General features: G+C 39.2%; 21 protein-coding genes and 2 other annotated features. All 21 genes read right to left on the reverse strand.

Annotated features, from left to right (window positions below):
* Positions 1-120 precede the first annotated feature (120 nt).
* A complete protein-coding gene (fusA, locus tag GMJ66_RS18340; protein ID WP_156291767.1) occupies positions 121-2,199 on the reverse strand; it encodes an elongation factor G in 2,079 nt (692 codons plus the stop codon).
* Between the two features lie 42 nt (positions 2,200-2,241).
* A complete protein-coding gene (gene rpsG, locus GMJ66_RS18345) occupies positions 2,242-2,712 on the reverse strand; it encodes a 30S ribosomal protein S7 (protein WP_156291768.1) in 471 nt (156 codons plus the stop codon).
* A 39-nt stretch (positions 2,713-2,751) separates the two neighbouring features.
* Entirely contained in the window at positions 2,752-3,171 is a 420-nt protein-coding gene (gene rpsL, locus GMJ66_RS18350; RefSeq protein ID WP_156291769.1) for a 30S ribosomal protein S12, read from the reverse strand.
* A 137-nt stretch (positions 3,172-3,308) separates the two neighbouring features.
* Positions 3,309-3,563, reverse strand: coding sequence for a ribosomal L7Ae/L30e/S12e/Gadd45 family protein (locus tag GMJ66_RS18355; protein ID WP_156291792.1), 255 nt, complete (start codon positions 3,561-3,563; stop codon positions 3,309-3,311).
* Between the two features lie 150 nt (positions 3,564-3,713).
* Positions 3,714-7,325, reverse strand: coding sequence for a DNA-directed RNA polymerase subunit beta' (rpoC, locus tag GMJ66_RS18360; protein ID WP_156291770.1), 3,612 nt, complete (start codon positions 7,323-7,325; stop codon positions 3,714-3,716).
* A gap of 97 nt (positions 7,326-7,422) precedes the next feature.
* A complete protein-coding gene (rpoB, locus tag GMJ66_RS18365) occupies positions 7,423-10,959 on the reverse strand; it encodes a DNA-directed RNA polymerase subunit beta (protein WP_156291771.1) in 3,537 nt (1,178 codons plus the stop codon).
* A 455-nt stretch (positions 10,960-11,414) separates the two neighbouring features.
* Positions 11,415-12,020 carry a class I SAM-dependent methyltransferase gene (locus GMJ66_RS18370; protein ID WP_156291772.1) on the reverse strand — a complete coding sequence of 202 codons (606 nt, stop codon included), beginning with the start codon at positions 12,018-12,020 and terminating at the stop codon, positions 11,415-11,417.
* A 104-nt stretch (positions 12,021-12,124) separates the two neighbouring features.
* Complete coding sequence (rplL, locus tag GMJ66_RS18375) at positions 12,125-12,490, reverse strand: 50S ribosomal protein L7/L12 (protein WP_156291773.1); 366 nt, start codon at positions 12,488-12,490, stop codon at positions 12,125-12,127.
* Positions 12,491-12,545: 55 nt separating this feature from the next.
* A complete protein-coding gene (gene rplJ, locus GMJ66_RS18380; RefSeq protein WP_156291774.1) occupies positions 12,546-13,046 on the reverse strand; it encodes a 50S ribosomal protein L10 in 501 nt (166 codons plus the stop codon).
* A gap of 128 nt (positions 13,047-13,174) precedes the next feature.
* Positions 13,175-13,327, reverse strand: a sequence feature (ribosomal protein L10 leader region).
* 50 nt (positions 13,328-13,377) lie between these two features.
* Positions 13,378-14,070, reverse strand: coding sequence for a 50S ribosomal protein L1 (gene rplA, locus GMJ66_RS18385; RefSeq protein WP_156291775.1), 693 nt, complete (start codon positions 14,068-14,070; stop codon positions 13,378-13,380).
* A 165-nt stretch (positions 14,071-14,235) separates the two neighbouring features.
* Entirely contained in the window at positions 14,236-14,661 is a 426-nt protein-coding gene (gene rplK / locus GMJ66_RS18390; protein ID WP_156291776.1) for a 50S ribosomal protein L11, read from the reverse strand.
* A gap of 220 nt (positions 14,662-14,881) precedes the next feature.
* Positions 14,882-15,415, reverse strand: coding sequence for a transcription termination/antitermination protein NusG (gene nusG, locus GMJ66_RS18395; protein WP_156291777.1), 534 nt, complete (start codon positions 15,413-15,415; stop codon positions 14,882-14,884).
* A 267-nt stretch (positions 15,416-15,682) separates the two neighbouring features.
* Complete coding sequence (gene secE / locus GMJ66_RS18400; protein WP_121204902.1) at positions 15,683-15,850, reverse strand: preprotein translocase subunit SecE; 168 nt, start codon at positions 15,848-15,850, stop codon at positions 15,683-15,685.
* 42 nt (positions 15,851-15,892) lie between these two features.
* Entirely contained in the window at positions 15,893-16,042 is a 150-nt protein-coding gene (gene rpmG, locus GMJ66_RS18405) for a 50S ribosomal protein L33 (protein ID WP_156291778.1), read from the reverse strand.
* Between the two features lie 84 nt (positions 16,043-16,126).
* Positions 16,127-16,777: an RNA polymerase sporulation sigma factor SigH gene (gene sigH / locus GMJ66_RS18410; RefSeq protein WP_156291779.1), complete on the reverse strand. Its 651-nt coding sequence runs from the start codon at positions 16,775-16,777 to the stop codon at positions 16,127-16,129.
* A gap of 150 nt (positions 16,778-16,927) precedes the next feature.
* A complete protein-coding gene (locus GMJ66_RS18415) occupies positions 16,928-17,437 on the reverse strand; it encodes an NYN domain-containing protein (protein WP_156291780.1) in 510 nt (169 codons plus the stop codon).
* Positions 17,437-18,183 (reverse strand): 23S rRNA (guanosine(2251)-2'-O)-methyltransferase RlmB, encoded by a 747-nt coding sequence (gene rlmB / locus GMJ66_RS18420; protein WP_156291781.1) that lies wholly within the window; start codon positions 18,181-18,183, stop codon positions 17,437-17,439. The genes GMJ66_RS18415 and rlmB overlap by 1 nt, the downstream gene beginning before the upstream one ends.
* Positions 18,184-18,189: 6 nt before the next feature.
* Positions 18,190-18,585 carry a Mini-ribonuclease 3 gene (locus tag GMJ66_RS18425; RefSeq protein WP_156291782.1) on the reverse strand — a complete coding sequence of 132 codons (396 nt, stop codon included), beginning with the start codon at positions 18,583-18,585 and terminating at the stop codon, positions 18,190-18,192.
* A 5-nt stretch (positions 18,586-18,590) separates the two neighbouring features.
* On the reverse strand, positions 18,591-19,991 hold the full coding sequence (gene cysS / locus GMJ66_RS18430; protein ID WP_156291783.1) for a cysteine--tRNA ligase: 1,401 nt from the start codon (positions 19,989-19,991) through the stop codon (positions 18,591-18,593).
* The gene (gene cysE / locus GMJ66_RS18435) at positions 19,957-20,640 is read right to left on the reverse strand and encodes a serine O-acetyltransferase (protein ID WP_156291793.1); all 684 of its coding nucleotides are present in this window, start codon (positions 20,638-20,640) and stop codon (positions 19,957-19,959) included. Before cysE ends, cysS begins: the two co-directional genes overlap by 35 nt.
* A 125-nt stretch (positions 20,641-20,765) precedes the next feature.
* Positions 20,766-20,982 (reverse strand) — a binding site (T-box leader).
* Positions 20,983-21,025: 43 nt separating this feature from the next.
* On the reverse strand, positions 21,026-22,495 hold the full coding sequence (gene gltX / locus GMJ66_RS18440) for a glutamate--tRNA ligase (protein ID WP_156291784.1): 1,470 nt from the start codon (positions 22,493-22,495) through the stop codon (positions 21,026-21,028).
* Positions 22,496-22,655 lie beyond the last annotated feature (160 nt).

Raw genomic sequence — 22,655 nt, forward strand, 5'->3', positions numbered from 1 at the left:
AGTTCCTCCTTTAAGTAAATAAAAGTGTTTTTTTAAAATTTATGTGTAACTAAGAAATAATAAAATTATTATTTCTTAGTCTTCACTACTTGTTATACGTTACATCACTAAAAAAATCAATTATTCTCCTGCGTTTTTCTTAATAATTTCTTCAGAGATTGATTTAGGTACTTCTTCGTAGTGATCAAAATGCATCGTGTATGTTCCACGCCCTTGTGTGTTAGAACGTAATGCAGTCGCATATCCGAACATTTCAGATAGTGGTACGAACGCTTTGATTACTTGTGCGTTCCCACGAGCTTCCATACCTTCTACACGTCCACGACGGGATGTTACATCACCCATAATATCACCCATGTATTCTTCCGGAACAACAATCTCAACTTTTTCAATTGGTTCAAGAATTACAGGGTTACATTTATTTTTAGCAGCTTTAAGTGCCATAGATGCAGCAACTTTAAATGCCATCTCATTGGAGTCAACATCATGGTAGCTACCATCGTATAATGAAGCTTTTACATCAATTAGTGGATAACCTGCTAATACACCATTTTCCATCGCTTCTTCAATACCTTGTTGAACAGCAGGGATGTATTCACGTGGTACGACACCACCAACGATTTTATTTTCGAATTCAAAGCCTGCACCTTCTTCGTTTGGCTCAAATTTAACCCAAACGTGTCCATATTGTCCACGTCCACCAGACTGACGTACAAATTTACCTTCTACTTCAGCAGCAGCGCGGAATGTTTCACGATATGCAACCTGAGGCGCACCAACGTTAGCTTCAACTCTGAACTCGCGTTTTAAACGGTCAACAATGATGTCAAGGTGTAATTCACCCATACCAGAGATGATTGTTTGACCAGTTTCTGTGTTTGTTTCCGTTCTAAATGTTGGGTCTTCCTCTGCAAGTTTCGATAAAGCGATACCCATTTTATCTTGGTCAGCTTTTGTTTTTGGTTCAATAGCTACCGAAATAACCGGTTCAGGGAATTCCATGGATTCTAAGATAACAAGATTCTTTTCATCACATAGTGTGTCCCCAGTAGATGTATCTTTTAAACCTACTGCAGCAGCGATTTCACCTGAATAAACGGTTGGAATTTCTTCACGGTGATTCGCATGCATTTGCAGGATACGACCTACACGCTCACGTTTATCTTTTACAGAGTTCTTCACGTATGAACCTGAATCTAACGTTCCAGAGTACACACGGAAGAAGGTAAGTTTACCAACATAAGGGTCAGTCATTACTTTAAAGGCTAATGCTGAGAATGGTTCTTTATCGCTGGAAGGGCGAGTTGTTTTCTCTTCCGTCCCAGGGATGATACCTTCAATAGGAGGTACATCTGTTGGAGCTGGAAGGTAGTCAATAACGCCATCCAACATTAATTGAACACCTTTGTTTTTAAATGCTGAACCACAGAATACAGGATAAAACTCAACATTAAGAGTAGCTTTACGAATCGCTTCTTTCAATTCTTCATTAGTGACTTCTTCACCCTCAAGATATTTCATCATTAGCTCTTCATCAGATTCCGCTACAGCTTCAATTAGGTTTGTACGGTATTCTTCTGCTTGATCTTTGTATTCATCAGGAATTTCACGAGCATCTGCACGAGTACCTAAATCATCTTCATAGAAGTAAGCTTCCATCTTGATTAAGTCAATAATTCCTTCGAATTCATCTTCAGCACCGATTGGCAACTGAACTGGATGTGCATTAGCACCTAAACGATCACTTAATGTTCCTGTAGAATAAATGAAGTCTGCACCGATTTTATCCATTTTGTTAATGAATACAATTCTTGGTACACCATATGTTGTAGCTTGGCGCCATACAGTTTCTGTTTGCGGCTCTACACCAGATTGCGCATCAAGAACAGTTACAGCACCATCAAGTACACGTAATGAACGTTCAACCTCAACCGTAAAATCCACGTGTCCAGGTGTATCAATAATGTTGATTCGATGATCCTTCCATGCAGCAGTCGTCGCAGCAGAAGTAATGGTAATCCCACGTTCCTGCTCCTGCTCCATCCAATCCATTTGTGAAGCACCTTCATGTGTTTCTCCAATTTTGTGAATACGTCCTGTATAGAAAAGAATACGCTCGGTAGTAGTGGTTTTACCCGCATCAATGTGCGCCATAATACCGATATTACGCGTCTTTTCCAAGGAGAACTCTCTAGCCATATATTCTTCTCCTTTCTATTACAAACTTTATTTGAAATATGATTACCAGCGATAATGTGCGAATGCTTTATTAGCTTCAGCCATTTTATGCATTTCTTCGCGTTTTTTAACAGAAGCACCTGTGTTATTAGATGCATCTAAAATTTCATTAGCAAGGCGTTCTTCCATTGTTTTTTCTCCACGTAGACGTGAATAGTTTACAAGGTAACGCAATCCTAACGCCTGACGTCTTTCAGGACGTACTTCTACTGGTACTTGATAGTTTGAACCACCAACACGGCGAGCACGCACTTCAAGTACTGGCATAACATTTTTCATAGCTTGTTCAAAAACTTCCATTGGACTTTGTCCACTTCTCTCCTGAACAAGTTCAAATGATTTGTAAAGAATTTTTTGTGCCTTACCACGTTTACCGTCTACCATGATTTGGTTAATTAAACGAGTAACTAGTTTTGAATTATATAGTGGATCTGGCAATACATCACGCTTTGGTACTGGACCTTTACGAGGCATATGTCATCCTCCTTTCTCTCTCTAAGTTGTTTTCATTATTTATTTTTTCTCTTTAGGCTTTTTAGTTCCATATTTGGAACGTCCTTGCATACGTCCTTCTACTCCTGCAGTGTCTAATGCACCACGAACAATATGGTAACGTACACCTGGTAAGTCTTTAACACGACCACCACGAATTAGAACAACACTGTGCTCTTGCAAGTTGTGGCCAATTCCAGGAATGTATGCTGTTACTTCCATGTTGTTGGACAAACGAACACGTGCATATTTACGTAATGCTGAGTTTGGTTTCTTCGGAGTCAATGTACCGACACGAGTACAAACACCACGTTTTTGTGGAGAGTTTTGATCAGTAAGTGACTTCTTGAAGCTGTTGTAACCTTTATTAAGCGCTGGAGAATTAGACTTTTTCAATTTGCTAACTCGACCTTTACGTACTAGTTGGTTAATTGTAGGCATTTTGTTTTCCTCCCTTCTTCATTTGAATATTAGTAAAAACAAGTAACTAGCTAGTCTATTCATCACTTTGTAATTCCACACAGCCAGGCGGTTCATTTTATAGTAAAAAAATCATGCGGAAATACATCCACTATGTTTTACTTAGTTTTAACCGCTACTGCAGATGCGCCAACTTCAATACCACATGCTGTACCTAGTTTTCTTTTAGAAGGCACGGATTTACATGGTATGTTGAACTCTTTCGCCAACCTAGCTACCTTTTGTGTTATATGCCCGTCAGCATCATCAGCAATGAACACTTCACTCACTTCACCATTTCGCATGGCCTTAAGTGTCTGTTTCGTTCCAATTATTAAACGTGATTTCACTTGCGTCACTTTTTCATAAGACATCTCTTTCGTATCCTCCAAAGTAACAAGAATAATCGGAAGCACCTTGAATATAGTACCATTCTAATATTTTTATGTCAATATCAAATGACTATTTTTTTGGTGCTTCCAATTCTTTATCCCTTTTATAAATATCTATCTGTTATTGTACTATTACTGTACTGTTTCTGTTTCTATTTCTTCTGCAACTTCCTCTTCGGGCTTATCTAAAATTGGATCTATACGGCGATATTGTTGCATCCCTGTTCCTGCTGGGACCAATTTCCCGATAATAACATTTTCTTTAAGCCCGAGCAACTCATCACGTTTCCCTTTGATTGCAGCATCAGTAAGAACACGTGTTGTTTCTTGGAAGGATGCAGCTGATAAGAATGAATCTGTTTCCAGAGAAGCCTTCGTAATACCAAGTAATACAGGTCTTCCGGTAGCAGGGTTCTTACCATCAAGAAGAACGGATTTATTCGCTTCCTTAAATTGATGCAATTCAAGTAATGATCCTGGTAATACTTCCGTGTCTCCTGCATCCATAACGCGAATTTTACGCAACATTTGGCGAACCATTACTTCTACGTGTTTGTCACCAATTTCTACCCCTTGCATACGGTATACGCGCTGTACTTCACGTAGAATATACGCTTGAACACCCTCTACACCTTTAACTCGCAATAGGTCTTTTGGATCGATGGAACCCTCTGTAAGTTCTTGGCCAGCTTCCACTTCGTCACCAACAGCTACTTTTAGCCTAGCATTATACGGGACAGTATATGCACGTTGTTCTACGTCACCTTGGATAATAATTTCCTGCTTATCCTTCGCTTCAGTAACATCCAGTACTTGACCATAGATTTCGGTTATGACTGCTTGCCCTTTAGGATTACGCGCTTCAAACAGCTCTTGAATACGTGGTAAACCTTGAGTAATATCATCACCGGCTACCCCACCAGTGTGGAATGTGCGCATAGTTAACTGTGTACCTGGCTCACCGATGGATTGAGCGGCAATAATACCAACTGCTTCACCCACTTCAACATTGGAACCAGTAGCAAGATTCCGTCCATAACATTGCTGACACACGCCATGCTTCGTATTACATGTAAATGCAGAACGAATCGTAACTTTTTCAATACCTGCTTCATCAATTTCTTTTGCCTGGTCTTCAGATATTAATTCATTTTTCTCTACAATTACAGCACCTGTTTCAGGGTGTTTTACTGGTACAAATGCGGTGCGTCCAATTAGACGGTCAACTAATGGTTCGATTACTTCTGTTCCATCCACTAATGCCTCTACTTCCAGACCTCGGTCTGTACCACAATCCTCTTCGCGAATGATAACATCTTGAGCAACATCCACAAGACGACGGGTTAAATAACCTGAGTCGGCAGTCTTCAGCGCTGTATCGGCCAGTCCTTTACGAGCACCGTGTGTAGAAATGAAGTATTCTAACACTGTTAAACCTTCACGGAAACTTGATTTGATTGGTAACTCAATAATTTTACCAGCCGGGTTAGCCATAAGCCCACGCATACCGGCAAGCTGGGTAAAGTTAGATGCGTTACCACGAGCACCCGAGTCACTCATCATAAAGATTGGGTTACGGTTACTCAAGGAACTCATTAGTTTTTCTTGAATTGTATCTTTCGTTTGTGTCCAAATGGAAATGACACGATCATAACGTTCTTCTTCCGTTATTAAACCACGACGGAATTGTTTTAAGACTTTATCTACTTTTGCTTGCGCCTCATCCAGGATTTCTTGCTTTTCAGGTAATACAACGATATCGGAAATACCTACTGTCATACCCGCCTTAGTGGAGTAGCTAAACCCAAGATCTTTCATGCGGTCAAGCATTTTCGATGTTTCCGTAATCTTAAATCGCTTAAAGACTTCCGCAATAATATCACCGAGGAAACCTTTTTTAAACGGTCGAATTATTTCTCGCTTGCTAATTTCCTCTTTAATATTTGTTCCCGGATCCAAGAAATATTTCTCTGGAGTTTTTTCTTCCAGGTTTGTTTGCGAGGATTCATTTATATACGGGAATGACTCTGGCAATATTTCATTGAATATAAGTTTCCCAACTGTTGTTAATAACAATTGATTGTTTTGTTCTTCAGTGAAAGTCTTGTTCGCCACGCTGGATGCCTGAACAGCAATTCTCGTATGAAGATGTACATAACCATTTTGATAAGCCAGCAGTGCTTCATTGATGTCTTTAAATACACTGCCTTCACCAACCGCACCTTCACGTTCCAAGGTTAAGTAGTAGTTTCCTAATACCATATCCTGTGATGGTGTAACAACTGGTTTTCCATCTTTTGGATTCAGAATGTTTTGGGCCGCAAGCATTAATAGGCGTGCTTCAGCCTGTGCTTCAGCTGACAACGGTACGTGAACGGCCATTTGGTCTCCGTCAAAGTCTGCATTATAAGCCGTACATACTAGTGGATGAAGACGGATAGCACGACCTTCAACTAATGTAGGCTCAAACGCCTGAATTCCCAGTCTGTGCAAGGTTGGTGCACGGTTAAGCAATACCGGGTGCTCCTTAATAACATCTTCCAGTACATCCCAAACATCAGGATGCACACGCTCGATTTTACGTTTAGCAGATTTGATATTATGCGCAAGACCTCTTTCTACCAATTCTTTCATAATAAACGGTTTGAAAAGTTCTAAAGCCATTTCTTTTGGCAGTCCACACTGATACATTTTCAGATTTGGACCAACGACGATAACAGAACGGCCAGAATAGTCCACACGTTTACCTAGTAAGTTTTGACGGAATCGTCCTTGCTTCCCTTTTAACATATGTGATAGCGATTTAAGCGGTCTGTTACCTGGTCCAGTAACCGGACGACCTCTTCTTCCATTGTCAATAAGAGCATCTACTGCTTCCTGAAGCATACGTTTTTCGTTCTGAACGATAATGCTTGGTGCACCTAAATCCAACAAACGTTTCAAACGGTTGTTACGATTAATAACACGTCGATATAAATCGTTTAAATCCGAAGTTGCAAAACGTCCACCATCAAGCTGAACCATCGGACGAATTTCTGGTGGGATAACCGGCAGAACATCCAGAATCATCCAATCAGGTTTGTTTCCTGAGTTACGGAATGCTTCTAAGACTTCCAATCGCTTAATTGCTCTTGTACGTCGTTGCCCTTGAGCAGTCTTTAACTCTTCCCTTAATGAATCTACTTCTTTTTCCAGGTCAATATCCTGCAAGAGTTTCCGAATAGCTTCCGCGCCCATTTGTGCTTTAAACGTATTGCCGTATTTGTCATAGTATGCACGAAATTCTTTTTCTGAAAGTAATTGTTTTTTCTCCAATGGCGTGTTGCCAGGGTCTGTAACAATATAAGCAGCAAAGTAGATTACTTCTTCCAATGCTCTTGGTGACATGTCTAACACGAGACCCATACGGCTGGGAATCCCTTTAAAATACCAAATATGAGATACAGGGGCAGCTAATTCAATGTGTCCCATACGTTCACGACGCACTTTAGATTTGGTAACCTCAACTCCACAGCGGTCACAAACAACACCTTTATAGCGTACTCGTTTGTATTTACCGCAGTGACATTCCCAGTCTTTTGTCGGCCCGAAAATACGTTCACAGAATAGACCGTCTTTTTCCGGTTTCAATGTACGGTAATTAATCGTTTCCGGTTTTTTTACCTCACCATATGACCAGGAGCGAATTTTCTCTGATGAAGCTAAGCCAATTTTCATATACTCAAAATTATTTACATCTAGCAAGGAGCCTTCCTCCCTTTTAATGTGCGTTTTTTCGTTCTTTATATTTGAATACAGAGAATTGATCGTTATGAATAACCATCAATTCTCTAACATTCCCTTAATGTTCCTCTACTTCTAGGTTAAGCTTACTAGCTGATTGACTATCATCTTCTTCAAGATCTCGCATATCGATTTCATCTTCTTCGCTATTAAGCATCAATACATCCATTCCGAGACTCTGTAACTCTTTGATTAGTACCTTGAATGATTCAGGCACACCAGGTTCTGGAACATTATCACCTTTTACAATAGATTCGTATGTTTTTACACGACCAACGATATCGTCCGATTTAACCGTTAAAATTTCCTGAAGTGTGTATGCAGCACCATATGCTTCGAGTGCCCAAACCTCCATTTCACCAAAACGCTGTCCACCAAATTGCGCTTTACCGCCAAGTGGTTGTTGTGTAACCAATGAGTATGGACCGGTAGAACGAGCATGTAGTTTATCATCAACCATGTGAGCCAGTTTGATCATATACATCACACCAACAGATACACGGTTGTCAAAAGGTTCTCCCGTTCTTCCATCATAGAGAATGGTTTTGGCGTCTCTTGACATTCCAGCTTCTTCTAGTGTTTCATAAACATCTTCTTCTCTCGCCCCATCAAATACTGGTGTTGCAACATGGATGCCCAACAGTCTTGCTGCCATACCTAAATGGAGTTCAAACACCTGTCCGATATTCATACGGGATGGTACACCTAATGGGTTTAACATGATGTCAACCGGAGTTCCATCCGGCAAGAATGGCATATCTTCTTCAGGGAGAATTTTGGAAATAACCCCTTTGTTACCATGACGGCCAGCCATTTTATCTCCTTCATGAATCTTACGTTTTTGAACAATATACGCACGCACTAATTGGTTTACACCTGGTGGCAGTTCATCTCCGTCTTCACGATTGAAAATCTTAACATCCAGAACAATACCACCTGCACCGTGGGGTACGCGTAAGGATGTATCACGAACTTCTCGTGCCTTTTCACCAAAGATAGCATGAAGTAATCTTTCCTCTGCCGATAGTTCCGTAACCCCTTTTGGAGTTACTTTACCAACTAAAATATCTCCATCGGTAACTTCCGCACCTACACGAATAATTCCGTTTTCGTCAAGGTTTTTCAGTGCGTCTTCCCCAACATTAGGGATATCTCTTGTGATTTCTTCCGGCCCAAGTTTTGTATCACGAGCTTCTGATTCATATTCCTCTATATGAATGGATGTATATACATCATCTTTCACAAGTCTTTCACTCATAATGATCGCATCTTCATAGTTGTAACCTTCCCAGGTCATGAAAGCAACAAGGACATTTTGGCCTAATGCCATTTCACCGTCTTCCATAGAAGGACCATCTGCAAGCACTTCACCTTTTGTAACTCGGTCACCTTCACTTACAATCGGGCGTTGATTAATACAAGTTCCTGCATTGGAGCGGATAAACTTCTGAAATTTATAACGGTCAACATCACCTTGAATTTCCTTACCGTCCACTTCAGATACACGACGGACAACAACTTCTTTCGCTTCGACTCGCTCCACAATTCCATCATGCCTGCATATAACTGCCGCACCGGAATCTTTACCATTGACATATTCCATACCGGTACCAACAATTGGTGCTTTAGGTTCTAGTAATGGTACCGCCTGCCGTTGCATGTTCGCACCCATCAACGCACGGTTGGAGTCATCATTTTCCAAGAATGGGATACATGCAGTTGCAGCAGAAACAACCTGCTTAGGTGATACATCCATGTAGTCAATCTGCTCACGCTTCACAACAATGTTTTCACCACGGAAACGTGCAATTACCTCATCATTTATGAAAACATTATTTTCGTCAAGCGGTGCGTTTGCTTGAGCTACAATATAGTTATCCTCTTCATCCGCAGTAAGGTAATCTATTTGATTCGTTACCTGACCTGTTTCCGGGTCCACTCTCCGATAAGGGGTTTCAATAAACCCGAATTCATTTACCTTCGCAAAAGAAGATAACGAGTTAATCAGTCCAATGTTCGGACCCTCTGGTGTTTCAATCGGACACATACGACCGTAATGCGAGTAGTGAACATCTCGAACTTCAAAACCAGCACGTTCTCTAGTCAAACCACCCGGTCCGAGTGCAGATAGTCGGCGTTTATGGGTAAGTTCTGCCAAAGGATTCGTTTGATCCATGAACTGGGATAACTGTGAACTACCAAAGAACTCTTTAATCGACGCAATGACCGGTCGGATGTTAATGAGTTGTTGTGGTGTAACACTTGATGTATCTTGAATCGACATTCTTTCACGGACAACCCGTTCCATTCGGGATAACCCAATACGGAATTGGTTTTGTAAAAGTTCTCCGACAGAACGTAGTCGACGGTTACCTAAGTGATCAATGTCGTCTGTATCTCCAACCTCATGCAGCAAATTGAAGAAATAACTAATGGACGCTAGAATATCAGCTGGTGTAATATGCTTAATATCCTTTTCTACGTTCCCATTACCGATAACATGAAGCACTCTTTCTCCACTCGGATCTGTTGGGTCAATGATTTTAACCGTTTGAAGGGCAATTTCTTCCTCAAGCACCCCATCATGCGGTTGAAAAGTACTCTCCCCAAGCATATCTTCTTTGTTTTCCAAATATGGAATTAATTTATTTAATAATTTTCGTTCCAGTCTATCGCCCTTTTCAGCCAAAATTTCTCCAGTTTCCGGATCAACGATTGTTTCGGCTAAAACCTGGTTAAACAAGCGATTTTTTATATTCAATTTTTTATTCATTTTGTAACGACCGACATGAGCTAAGTCATAACGCTTCGGATCGAAAAACCTGGAAATAAGCAAGCTTTTCGCATTTTCAACCGTTGGTGGTTCACCAGGGCGTAAGCGTTCATAGATTTCCAGAAGAGCCTTTTCCGATGTTTCTGTGTTATCTTTTTCTAATGTATTTTTAAGGTATTCATTTTCACCGAATAAATCAATGATTTCCTGATCTGTACCGAACCCAAGTGCACGTAACAGTACAGTAATTGGTAATTTACGTGTACGATCGATGCGAACATGGGCTACGTCTTTTGCGTCGGTCTCGAATTCTAACCACGCTCCACGGTTCGGAATAACCGTCGCACCAATGCCACGTTTGCCGTTTTTATCTATTTTATCATTGAAGTAAACACTTGGGGAACGTACGAGCTGGGAGACGATAACACGCTCCGCTCCATTAATAACAAATGTTCCTGTGTCCGTCATCAATGGGAAATCACCCATAAACACTTCCTGCTCTTTTACTTCTCCTGTTTCGTTATTAATTAAACGAACCTTTACGCGAAGTGGAGCATTGTACGTAACATCTCTGGATTTCGATTCATCTACATCATACTTCGGTTCACCCAAACTGTAGTCCACAAATTCAAGTGATAAATTACCTGCAAAATCCTCAATTGGAGAGATGTCTTTAAACATTTCCCGTAACCCTTCTTCTAAGAACCACTCATAAGAAGAGGTTTGAATTTCAATTAAGTTTGGTAGCTCTAATACTTCATTAATACGTGCATAGCTCCTGCGCTTTCGGTGCCGTCCATATTGAACTAGTTGACCTGTCAACTGCTTCACCCCTTAAATAATACGTTTTGTAGAAGATTGATCCACTTTAAAAAAGGCATATTTTATTTAAAACAACAGCCAGCTGTACCACTGGTTGTGTTCTTAAAACTAATTTTACTGCCTCTTCAATCATGAGGCTATCTTAGAACCCTGCAGCATAATTATGTAAAAAAACATATCATTGATAAGGCGGAAATTCGCCGATAAGAGAAACACCAGGAATTACCTCCTTTAGTTCTCACCTTTTTGCAAATAATAGTTTACAGACATAACTGATAAACGTTATAATAAAGAAACAAAAGGTAGTTTTTTAACTAAAAACCTCATTTTTCCTCGATTTTACCAGTTTTTCCCTACCACTAATGAAATATACATAATTATTTCACAAAGGTCCCACTTGACATAAATATCCCATTATTAGCATTTTCCTATGTTAACATAAGAGTAATATTTGGTCAAACATTTATTGCCTTAAGAATATAATAACCCTTCTCTTTCTTGATCACTTCCACCTCATGAAATAGTGTTTCTAATTTGGATTTCGCAGATGGCGCCCCTTGCTTCTTCTGAATAACTACCCACAATTCTCCGTTTGGCAATAGAGCCCTTCTCGAATCTTCCAGCATTTTATGAACCACCGCTTTCCCGGCTCTTATTGGCGGATTCGTTAAGATTGCAGCAAATTCATGGTCATTCAGATTAGAAAAACCGTCACTATGGATAATCTCGGTGTTACGATCTACTTGATTGGATTTTGCATTTTGTTCAGCAAGCTTTAATGCTCTTTCATTAACATCAGTCATAACAACATTTCGTTCAGGAAAACTACCAGCCAAAGAAATTCCGATAGGTCCATATCCGCAACCCATGTCTAAAATGTCCCCTGAAACGTCTGGTTCGGTAAATGTTTCGATTAAGAGTCTGGAACCAAAGTCGACTTCACCTTTTGAAAAAACACCTATATCACTAGTAAATGTATATTCATTGTCTCTTAATTTAAATTTCCAAGTTTTTGGTGAGCTTTTGGATTGAGGGTGTTGTGAAAAGTAATGCTCCGTCATTCAGGCACCTACTTTACTAAATTTAATAGAAGAAAGAAAAGTTCTTGGTAGTTGAAAAGAGCTCAGCCGAAAATCGACGAGCTCTATTTTTTATATTTCTTAGATTATTTAACTTCTACAGAAGCTCCAGCTTCTTCAAGTTTACCTTTAACTTCTTCAGCTTCTTCTTTAGATACGCCTTCTTTAACTGCTTTAGGAGCGTTATCTACTAAGTCTTTAGCATCTTTCAAACCAAGACCAGTGATTTCACGTACTGCTTTAACCACTTTAATCTTAGATGCACCAGCACTTTCAAGTACTACATCAAATTCAGTTTTCTCTTCAGCAGCTTCTCCACCTGCAGCTCCACCTGCAACTGCAACCGGTGCAGCAGCTGTTACTCCGAATTCTTCTTCAATTGCTTTAACAAGATCATTTAATTCTAAAACAGTCATTTCTTTAATCGCGCTAATCATTTCTTCTTTAGTCATGTTATTTTCCTCCTAATATAATTTTAATATCTATTATCATTTTCCGGCCGCTAAATTAAGCGCCTTGTTCTTCTTTTTGTTCTCCGACAGCTTTAGCTGCATAAGCAAAGTTGCGAATCGGTGCTTGTAATACGCTAAGCAACATTGAAACCATACCTTCGTAGTTTGGTAGGTCTGCAAGTTCTTTAATTTGTTCAAGTGTAGCAATTTTCCCTTCGATTACTCCACCTTTAATTTCTAATGCTTCGTGATCTTTACTGAATTTTTTAAGAATTTTAGCTGGTGCTACTGCATCTGCATTGCTAAACGCAATTGCAGTTGGACCAACCAACGTTTCGTTCAATTCGTTTAGTTCAGCTGCTTCTGCCGCACGACGAGCCATTGTGTTTTTATATACTTTGAATTCAACACCAGCTTCACGTAACGTTTTACGCAGTTCAGTAACCTCACTAACATCAAGACCACGGTAATCTACAACAACAGTTGTTTGGCTGTTAAGGAATTTATCAGTAATTTCCTCTACTAGTTGTTTCTTTTTTTCGATAACGCTAGACATTGTTCCACCTCCCAATTATTTTGGTATACCGTATGAGAAATGTCCAAGCACTATAGTCACCCTTTAAGAGGATGTTCAAAAAGTCCGGTGAAATTTGAACAAGCACTTTATGAGGATTGATTAAGAGCAGGACATATAAAAAAGCTCCCACGCAGACATGGGAGCTTTATATTACAAACATAAGATTTCAATTCAATCGATTAGTTTGTTCATAAAACCTCGGTAGGATGATTAAGCCTGGATTTAGCCCCTACTGTCTACGGTATAACAATATTCATTTATTACAACGAAAATTAGTATAGCAAACCCAACCGGGAAAGTCAATACCTAATTAACGGAAATTAGAAACGTCAACTTTGATTCCAGGTCCCATTGTCGATGCAATAGAAACGTTTTTAATATATGTTCCTTTTGCAGCCTGTGGTTTAACTTTTACAATTTGTTCTATTAACGCACTAAAGTTATCCACAAGTTTTTCATTATCGAATGAAATTTTTCCAACTGGAACATGGATGTTTGCTGATTTATCGACACGGTATTCCACTTTACCAGCTTTAATTTCTTTAACAGCTTTTTCTACATCGAAAGTAACCGTTCCTGTCTTAGGGTTAGGCATTAGTCCTTTAGGCCCTAACACACGCCCCAACTTACCAACTTCAGCCATCATGTCTGGAGTCGCAACGATCACATCAAACTCAAACCAGCCTTGGTTAATTTTATTAATATATTCTGCATCCCCAACGTAATCTGCGCCAGCCGCTTCAGCTTCTTTCGCTTTTTCACCTTTTGCAAATACAAGTACACGTTGTGTTTTACCAGTTCCGTGCGGCAAAACCATAGCTCCGCGAATTTGCTGATCTGCTTTCTTAGGGTCTACCCCTAAACGAAATGCAACTTCAACTGTTTCATCAAAATTCGCTTTAGCTGTTTCTTTTACTAATTGAACTGCTTCCGCAACGCCATAAGCTTTACTGCGGTCAACAAGCTTTACAGCCTCTTGATAATTTTTACCTCTTTTAGCCATTTTATTTCCTCCTCTATTGTGGTTATAACGGTAATACCTCCCACTTATAAAAGCCGTTCAGCTTTTATAAAGCATGTGATAAAGATTTATCACACTCACGAAAAAGGTTGCGATTAATGGCAACATTTTCGCAACCTATACCGTATTTAAATAATTAGTGAATCATTAGTCTTCGATAACGATTCCCATACTTCTTGCAGTACCTTCAACCATACGCATTGCTGCTTCAACATCAGCTGCGTTCAAATCAGGCATTTTTGTTTCTGCGATTTCTTTTACTTTATCGCGTTTTAATGTAGCGACTTTATTACGATTTGGCTCACCTGATGCAGTATCAATTCCAGCTGCTTTTTTAAGCAACACGGCTGCAGGTGGAGTTTTAGTAATAAATGTAAATGAACGGTCTTCAAATACCGTAATTTCTACAGGAATAATCATACCCGCTTGGTCTTGTGTACGCGCATTAAATTCTTTACAAAATCCCATGATATTAACACCTGCTTGACCAAGCGCCGGCCCTACTGGTGGTGCTGGATTTGCTTTACCAGCCGGGATTTGTAATTTTACTACTTTAATTACTTTTTTAGCCACGAGACACACCTCCTTAAAGTCCGTGATGTGGTAATAGGGGGTTCCTATTTATCCCCTCCCACTCATATTTAAACACTCTCACTAAGAGTGCGAATAACATAGGAATTTTACCATGAATAAAAAAATAATGCAAGGTTTACCCCAAAAATTTGGCTGTTCTCTAAAACATCGGGACTGCGATTACTCATCCCACCGGAACAGCAAATGCTTCTCAAGCAGTCTATAACTTTTCTACTTGGGAAAAATCAAGTTCTACTGGGGTTTCCCTGCCGAACATATTTACATGCACTTTTACTTTTTGTTTATCCACATCGATATGCTCAATGGATCCTGTGAAGTCGGTAAACGGACCTTCCTTTACTCGGACATTTTCCTTTAATTCGAAATCGACTTCAACTCTTGGCGCTTCTACACCCATTTGTTTCAGTAAATTATCTACCTCATCCGGCAAAATCGGTGTTGGTTTGGAACCATGTCCACTTGACCCAACAAAGCCAGTTACACCTGGTGTATTACGAACAACATACCAGGAATCATCTGTCATAATCATTTCAGTTAAAACATACCCAGGGAAAAATTTCTTTTTTACCACTTTCTTCTTTCCATTTTTAATTTCCGTCTCTTCTTCTTCCGGAACAATCACACGGAAAATCTTATCTTCCATTCCCATGGTTTCCACACGTTTTTCTAAATTCATCTTTACTTTGTTTTCATATCCGGAATACGTATGTACAACATACCATTTTTTCTCCATTATAACAGGGCATACTAAGCCCTTCCCTCCCTTGACAGCATTAATATATTAAAACAATTATAGAGGATGTTCAAAAAGTCCGGTGAAAATGACACATCGAAATCCTTCGTTAGCTCGAACTTCTCGGTCCCTTCATCCTCCTTTTGAACACACAATTTATAGCAATTATTTTTGAGCAATTTAAAAAACCCGATTTCGCGGGTTTTTGTGTACAGGAATATCCATTTACATTATAGCATAATTATAACATAATTATTCAAAAAATTATTATAGTAAGTTTAGTCCTAAAGAAATCAATTGATCAACAATCATGAAAAAGATTGCCATAAATACTACGGATGTAATAACAATGACCGTATAGTTCGTTAATTCCTTGCCCTTAGGCCAGCTAACTTTTTTCATTTCTTTTGAAACATTTTTCAAGAATTTAAACAAAGTTGTACCCCCCAACTCTACTATATGCGCTGATTACTTCTTTTATTTTGTCTCGCGATGCAATGTATGTTTTCCACATATCTTGCAGTATTTGCGTACTTCTAAACGAGTAGGCTGCGTAGATACATTTTTATTCGTTGAATAGTTTCTACTTGAACATATTGCACACGCTAGAGTTACTTTCTTGCTCATTATTCCACCCCAATTTTTAGAGGTTTTTCTAACTTAATGTAGCATGTTATTACGTAATATGTCAATATTCAGGGGGCAAGCCGTTTAAAACTTAATTTCATTTGATTCCAATAACTGTTCCAGCTTGCGTTTCACCCGCTGAAGGGCGTTATCAATGGATTTCACATGTCTTTTTAAATCCACGGATATTTCCTGATACGTTCGGCCGTCCAGATATAAGTGAAGTACTTTCTTTTCCAACTCACTTAATAACTCCGATAGTTTCAACTCCATATCGCCCATCTTCTCCCGATTTATCAATAGCTCCTGTGGGTCAACCGTTCTGGAGCCAGCAATCACGTCCAACAGCGTGCGGTCTGATTCCTCATCATAGATTGGCTTATCCAATGAAACATAGGAATTGAGCGGGATATGTTTTTGCCTTGTCGCCGTTTTAATTGCTGTAATAATTTGACGTGTGATACAAAGCTCAGCAAACGCTTTAAACGAAGAAAGCTTGTCCCCATCATAATCACGAATAGCTTTATAAAGACCAATCATACCCTCTTGAACAATATCTTCTTTATCCGCACCAATTAAAAAATAAGTTCGTGCTTTTGCTCTTACAAAGTTTTTATACTTTTGTATTAAATAGTCAAGAGCATGACTATTTCCCTGATGAATTAGAGCTAATATTCCTTCATCATCAAGCAAACGTATATTTTTTGTCTCTTCGTCTAATCGCTCGATATTCAAGAAGAAAGCCCCTCCCAACCACGCAGTGCACTTTAAAAATTATTATACAGCCGGAATAGACAACCGTCAATACACTAACCAGCTGATTTTAAAAATATATAGAAAAAACAAACAATTGAATTCCGTTTCTATAGGCATCTGCTTTTCGGATTACAATTCCCCTCTTCTCATTTTCTCAAACTTCTTTAAGGTTGCTTCATCAAGTTCTATCTTTTTGTGGGGTTTGATTTGTTTATGATTTTCAATACTTTGACTGATTTGACGTTCTACATCTCTTAATTCGATATATAATTCCCGGGCTGATTTTCTTAGCGCACCCTGCCCGAAGATTGTCCGCTGCTCTGCGTAATCTGATGTTGCTACATAAACCTGTGTTTTTATATTTTTTATTTTTTTCACTAATTTCTCTATGCACTCATCAGCAGTTTCTTTCTCTTTTGTGTAAATAATTTCAATATTATATTCTTTCAACTTGCTTTCCATACCACGTACATAATAAGCATCAAATACAATAATTACACGGTGCCCGGAATAGGATTGGTACTCGGCCATTAGCTCAATCAAACGATCTCGCGCTTGCCCTATGTCGTTATCCTTTAGTTGCTTCAGTTCATCCCATGCTCCAATGATATTATATCCATCCACTACGAGAACGACCATTACTGTTCACCCAGTGGATACCTTTTACGGTAGACTTCATAAAGCAATAAGCTACAAGCAACAGATGCATTTAAGGAGGAAACCTTTCCTTTCATCGGCAGGCTTACCGTCCAATCGCATTTCTTCTTAACCAGCCTGCTAATTCCTTTCCCTTCATTTCCGATAACAAGTGCAATAGGCAATGTACCATCTAGCTTACGATAGTCCTCGGTTGCCTCCGCTTCTGTACCAACCACCCAAACGTTTTTTTCCTTTAGTTCATCAATGGTGTTTGCTATATTGGTGACACGCGCTACAGGGATATGTTCAATGGCTCCAGCAGCCGTTTTGGCAACAGTCGCAGTTAGACCAACAGAACGTCGCTTTGGAATAATCACTCCATGTACCCCAGCAGCATCGGCTGTTCTCAAAATGGAACCTAAATTATGTGGATCCTCCAGCTCGTCCAATATAATAAAGAATGGATCTTCCTTTTTTGTTTTTGCATGTTGAAATAATTCATCCAGTGATGCGTACTGGTATGATGCAACATAAGCAATTACCCCTTGATGATTTTCCGATGTAAGCTGATCCAATTTAGTTTTCGGTACTTTTTGAACAATCGTTCCAGCTTCTTTTGCAAGATGCTGAAGTTTCCCTTGTGCGTTTGAGTTTAATTGTTCGGAAACCATTACCTTATTCACAGATCTCCCTGATTTCAAGGCCTCTATTACGGGGTTCTTTCCCATAATCATCTCTTGATCCATTTTCAGTCACTCCTTTCTCTCTATGAATTGTACAGCCTTTTGCAGCAGTTCTTCTAATCTCTCTTCATTTTTCATCAAGTAATGATAGCCAATCAATGCTTCAAATGCTGTACTATACCGATAAGCTTGTATACTAATATTTTTAGGAGTGGAGCCGGACTTTGCATTTCTTCCTCTTGCAACGACCCGCTCCTCCTCTTCCGTTAAAATCCCTTGTTCTAACCAGCTAAGAACGACCGCTGCCTGGGCCTTTCCTGAAACAAATGAAATGGCGCTTCTGTGTAAATCATTTGGCTTTATTTTGCCTTTTTTGATTAAATGTTCTCTGATATACACTTCATAAATAGCATCTCCCATATAAGCAAGACTTAAGCTTTTCATTTGCTTAACATCGATTTTCATAGCGATTATCCTCTTTTCCAGCGCACTCCCTGTGGTGTATCTTCTAAAACAATTCCCTTTTCTTTCAGCATATCCCTAATTCCATCCGCACGACGAAAATCGCGATTTTTTCTAGCTTCATTACGTTCTTCGATTAAATTCTCAATTTCCTCATCTAGCAGTTCTTTCTCTTCTCTTACATCAATTCCCAATACGGTTAATAGTTTTTGTAACGTATCCCGGAACACATCAATGACTTCTGTGGATGTTTGCTTTAGCTGCAAGTAAACATTTGCTTCCTTCGCTAAATCAAATAGTACAGATATGGCATTGGCCGTATTAAAGTCATCATCCATCTCTCGCTCAAATCGTTTTCTAAGCTTATCTATTTTTTCAATCCACTCGTCTTTATGATCAACCAGATTCATACTGTTTTCTTTGCGATGTTCTAAGTTTTGATATGCTGTTTTAATTCGTTCTAGACTATTTTGCGCACTTTGTAATAATTCTTCTGTAAAATTAATTGGGTTTCTATAATGGACACTAAGCATGAAAAAGCGAAGCACTTGTGGATCATGCTTGGAAATCAGATCTCTTGTCAGTACAAAATTCCCTAATGATTTCGACATTTTCTCATTGTTAATATTAATATACCCATTATGCATCCAATAGTTTGCAAAGGTTTTCCCAGTCATTGCCTCTGATTGAGCAATTTCGTTTTCATGATGAGGAAACGTTAAATCCTGTCCACCAGCATGGATATCAATCGTATCTCCGAGATATTTCTTTACCATCGCTGAGCATTCAATATGCCAGCCAGGACGGCCTTTCCCCCATGGAGATTCCCAGGATATTTCTCCTTCTTTTGCTTTTTTCCATAACGCAAAGTCCAGTGGGTCCTCTTTCTTCTCTCCTACTTGGATTCTTGCTCCCGAACGTAATTCATCAATGGATTGATGGGATAATTTCCCGTATCCTTCGAACGCACGGGGTTTAAAATAAACATCTCCATCCGCTTCATAGGCATACCCTTTTTCAACAAGTAATTCAATAAACCGGACAATATCATCCATTGTTTCCATTACTCTAGGGTTATGTGTCGCCTTTTTCACCCCTAATGCATCCACATCTTCTAAATAAGCTTGAATAAATTTATTTGAAATCGCTGGAACTTCTTCTCCGAGTTCCTTAGCGGCTTTAATGATTTTATCGTCTACATCCGTGAAGTTTAAAACATAATCAACATGATACCCTTGATATTCAAAATATCTCCGTACTGTATCAAACACAATTGCGGGACGGGCATTGCCAATATGAATATAGTTATATACTGTAGGACCGCAAACATACATACTCACTTTCCCTTCAACCAGCGGCTTAAAGTCCTCTTTTTCACGGCTTAGGGTATTGTAAATCTTTATGGTCATTTGTTTTGGAACTCCCTTCTTTCAATTTAGCAATTTCATTTCGTAAGGCATCCATTTCTTTTTCCATTTGCTTAAACCGATCTGATACTGGATCAGGCATTTTATGATGGTCTAAATCCCTTCTTACTCTTATACCATTTTGAACAACAATTCTTCCTGGAACACCGACCACCGTACAATTATCAGGAACATCCTTTACAACAACGGCTCCACCACCAACTTTAGAATTTTCACCTATCGTAATCGAACCAAGCACCTTTGCTCCAGTTGAAATGAGAGCATTATCTTTAATGGTCGGATGACGTTTCCCCTTTTCATTTCCTGTACCACCTAATGTTACACCTTGGAATATGGTTACATTATCCCCAATTTCACATGTTTCCCCTATAACCACACCCATGCCATGATCAATAAAAAAGCTTCTGCCGATTTTTGCTCCCGGATGGATTTCAATCCCTGTAAAAAATCTGCTTATTTGTGATATTACCCTGGCAATAAAAAACAATCTCCGTTTATAAAACACATGTGCAATTCGGTGGGACCATATTGCATGTAAGCCAGAATAAGTCAGAAATACTTCAACATACGTTCTTGCAGCGGGATCTTGTTCAAATACGACATCCATGTCTTCTTTCATACGTTTAAATATCCCCACAGTTAACTCCTCCCTTTCTTAATCATGGCAATATACTTACATTACATCACAATTATCCAGTTGCTTGTGGTTGCCTTTATTCCGCTTATATTAAAAAAGGCGTCTCTGTGTATGTGATACACAGAGACGCCTTTTTGCGCGGTTCCACTCTGTTTGGAGAAAATTATCTCCCAACTTGTGCTCCATTAACGGCAGAGTACCGCTGTTATGTACTGTAATTTCCATAACAGACTCCAAGGGGCACTTCAAAAACAATGCTTAAAATCACTTCCAGCCAAGGCGATTTTCTCTGTATAAGCGAATTTGTTTTTTACTTTCCCTTATCAACGTTCGTCTATTTATTTAATAATATATTACATTACAAGGCAAATGTGAATGATTAAGCTCCTATTTCTTTAAGAACTTTATCCAATCGGGAGACTATAAGTTCTTTTCCTAATAATTCAATAGCCATAGGAAGTTCCGGACCATGCATTTGTCCTGTCGTAGCGACACGGATAGGCATAAATAGCTTTTTACCTCGATGACCTGTTTCCTTTTGTGTTGCTTTAATTTGCGCTTTTATGGAGTCCTTCGTAAAGTCATCCAAATGAATTAATTTATCGGTAAATACTTGCAATACTTCTGGTACTTGTTCTCCGGCTAATACTTCTTTAGAAGCTTCATCCAGCGTTAACTCTTCTTTGAAAAACAGCTCTGTTAACTCAACAATCTCCTGCCCATAACGCAGTTGCTCACGATAGAGTTCAATGACATTCTCTGCCCATTCTCTTGTTTGATCATCCATATCTTCAGAAAGTCTCCCGGAGTCAACCAAGTAAGGCATAGCCAGTTTGATGACATCTTTAACATCCGCAGCTTTAATATACTCATTGTTCATCCATTTTAATTTCTGCTGGTCAAAAATAGCTGGAGAAGTCGATAAACGCTCAGGGTCAAAGATGCTAATTAATGTTTCTTTATCAAAGATTTCTTCTTCACCTACCGGGGACCAGCCCAACAGTGAAATAAAGTTAAACAATGCTTCAGGTAAATACCCCAGATCCTTGTATTGCTCAATAAACTGTACAATATGATTATCACGTTTGCTCAGTTTTTTGCGTTCTTCATTTAAGATTAATGTCATATGACCAAACTTTGGTGGCTCCCAACCAAATGTTTCATAAATCATCATTTGTTTTGGTGTATTGGAAATATGCTCTTCTCCCCGAAGGACATGGGAAATTCCCATTAAATGATCATCAATCGCAACAGCAAAGTTATAAGTAGGAATTCCATTTTTCTTTACAATGACCCAATCACCAAAATCGCTGGATTCAAAAGTAATATTTTCACGAACCATATCATGGAACGTATAGGTTTTATTTTCAGGGACGCGGAAACGAATACTTGGCTTACGTCCTTCCGCTTCATAAGCAGCACATTGCTCTTGTGTCAAATCGCGATGTGCACCAGAATATTTAGGAACTTGCCCGTTTGCACGCTGCTCCTCGCGTTCAGCTTCAAGCTCTTCTTCCGTCATGTAGCATTTATAAGCCAGTCCCTTTTCCAAAAGTTCATCCACATATTTTTGATAAATATCTAGACGCTCTGTTTGACGATATGGCCCATATTCTCCACCAATATCTGCTCCTTCATCCCATTCGATTCCAAGCCATTTTAAAAATGTAAGCTGGCTTTCCTCGCCGCCTTCCACATTACGCTTTTCATCTGTATCTTCTATACGAATAATAAATTTGCCATCAAAATGTTTTGCATATAAGTAATTAAAAAGTGCTGTTCTTGCGTTTCCAATATGTAAGTGCCCAGTTGGACTTGGAGCATATCGTACACGAACATCATTTACCATGCTATTTTCCCCTTTCTAGCTAATTGTTGGCTCTTTAGAAGAATTGCATTCGCTATTTGTTTAGCGAATGTACTTGTTTTCCTTATACTTGGCACTTAAAATCTTAACTAACTTCTATATACATCTTTGTTAAAATTTTATACGTTCCTAACATGCAAAA

Origin of the sequence: Oceanobacillus salinisoli (assembly GCF_009733865.1) — a bacterium.
Classification (GTDB): Bacteria; Bacillota; Bacilli; order Bacillales; family Amphibacillaceae; genus Oceanobacillus; species Oceanobacillus salinisoli.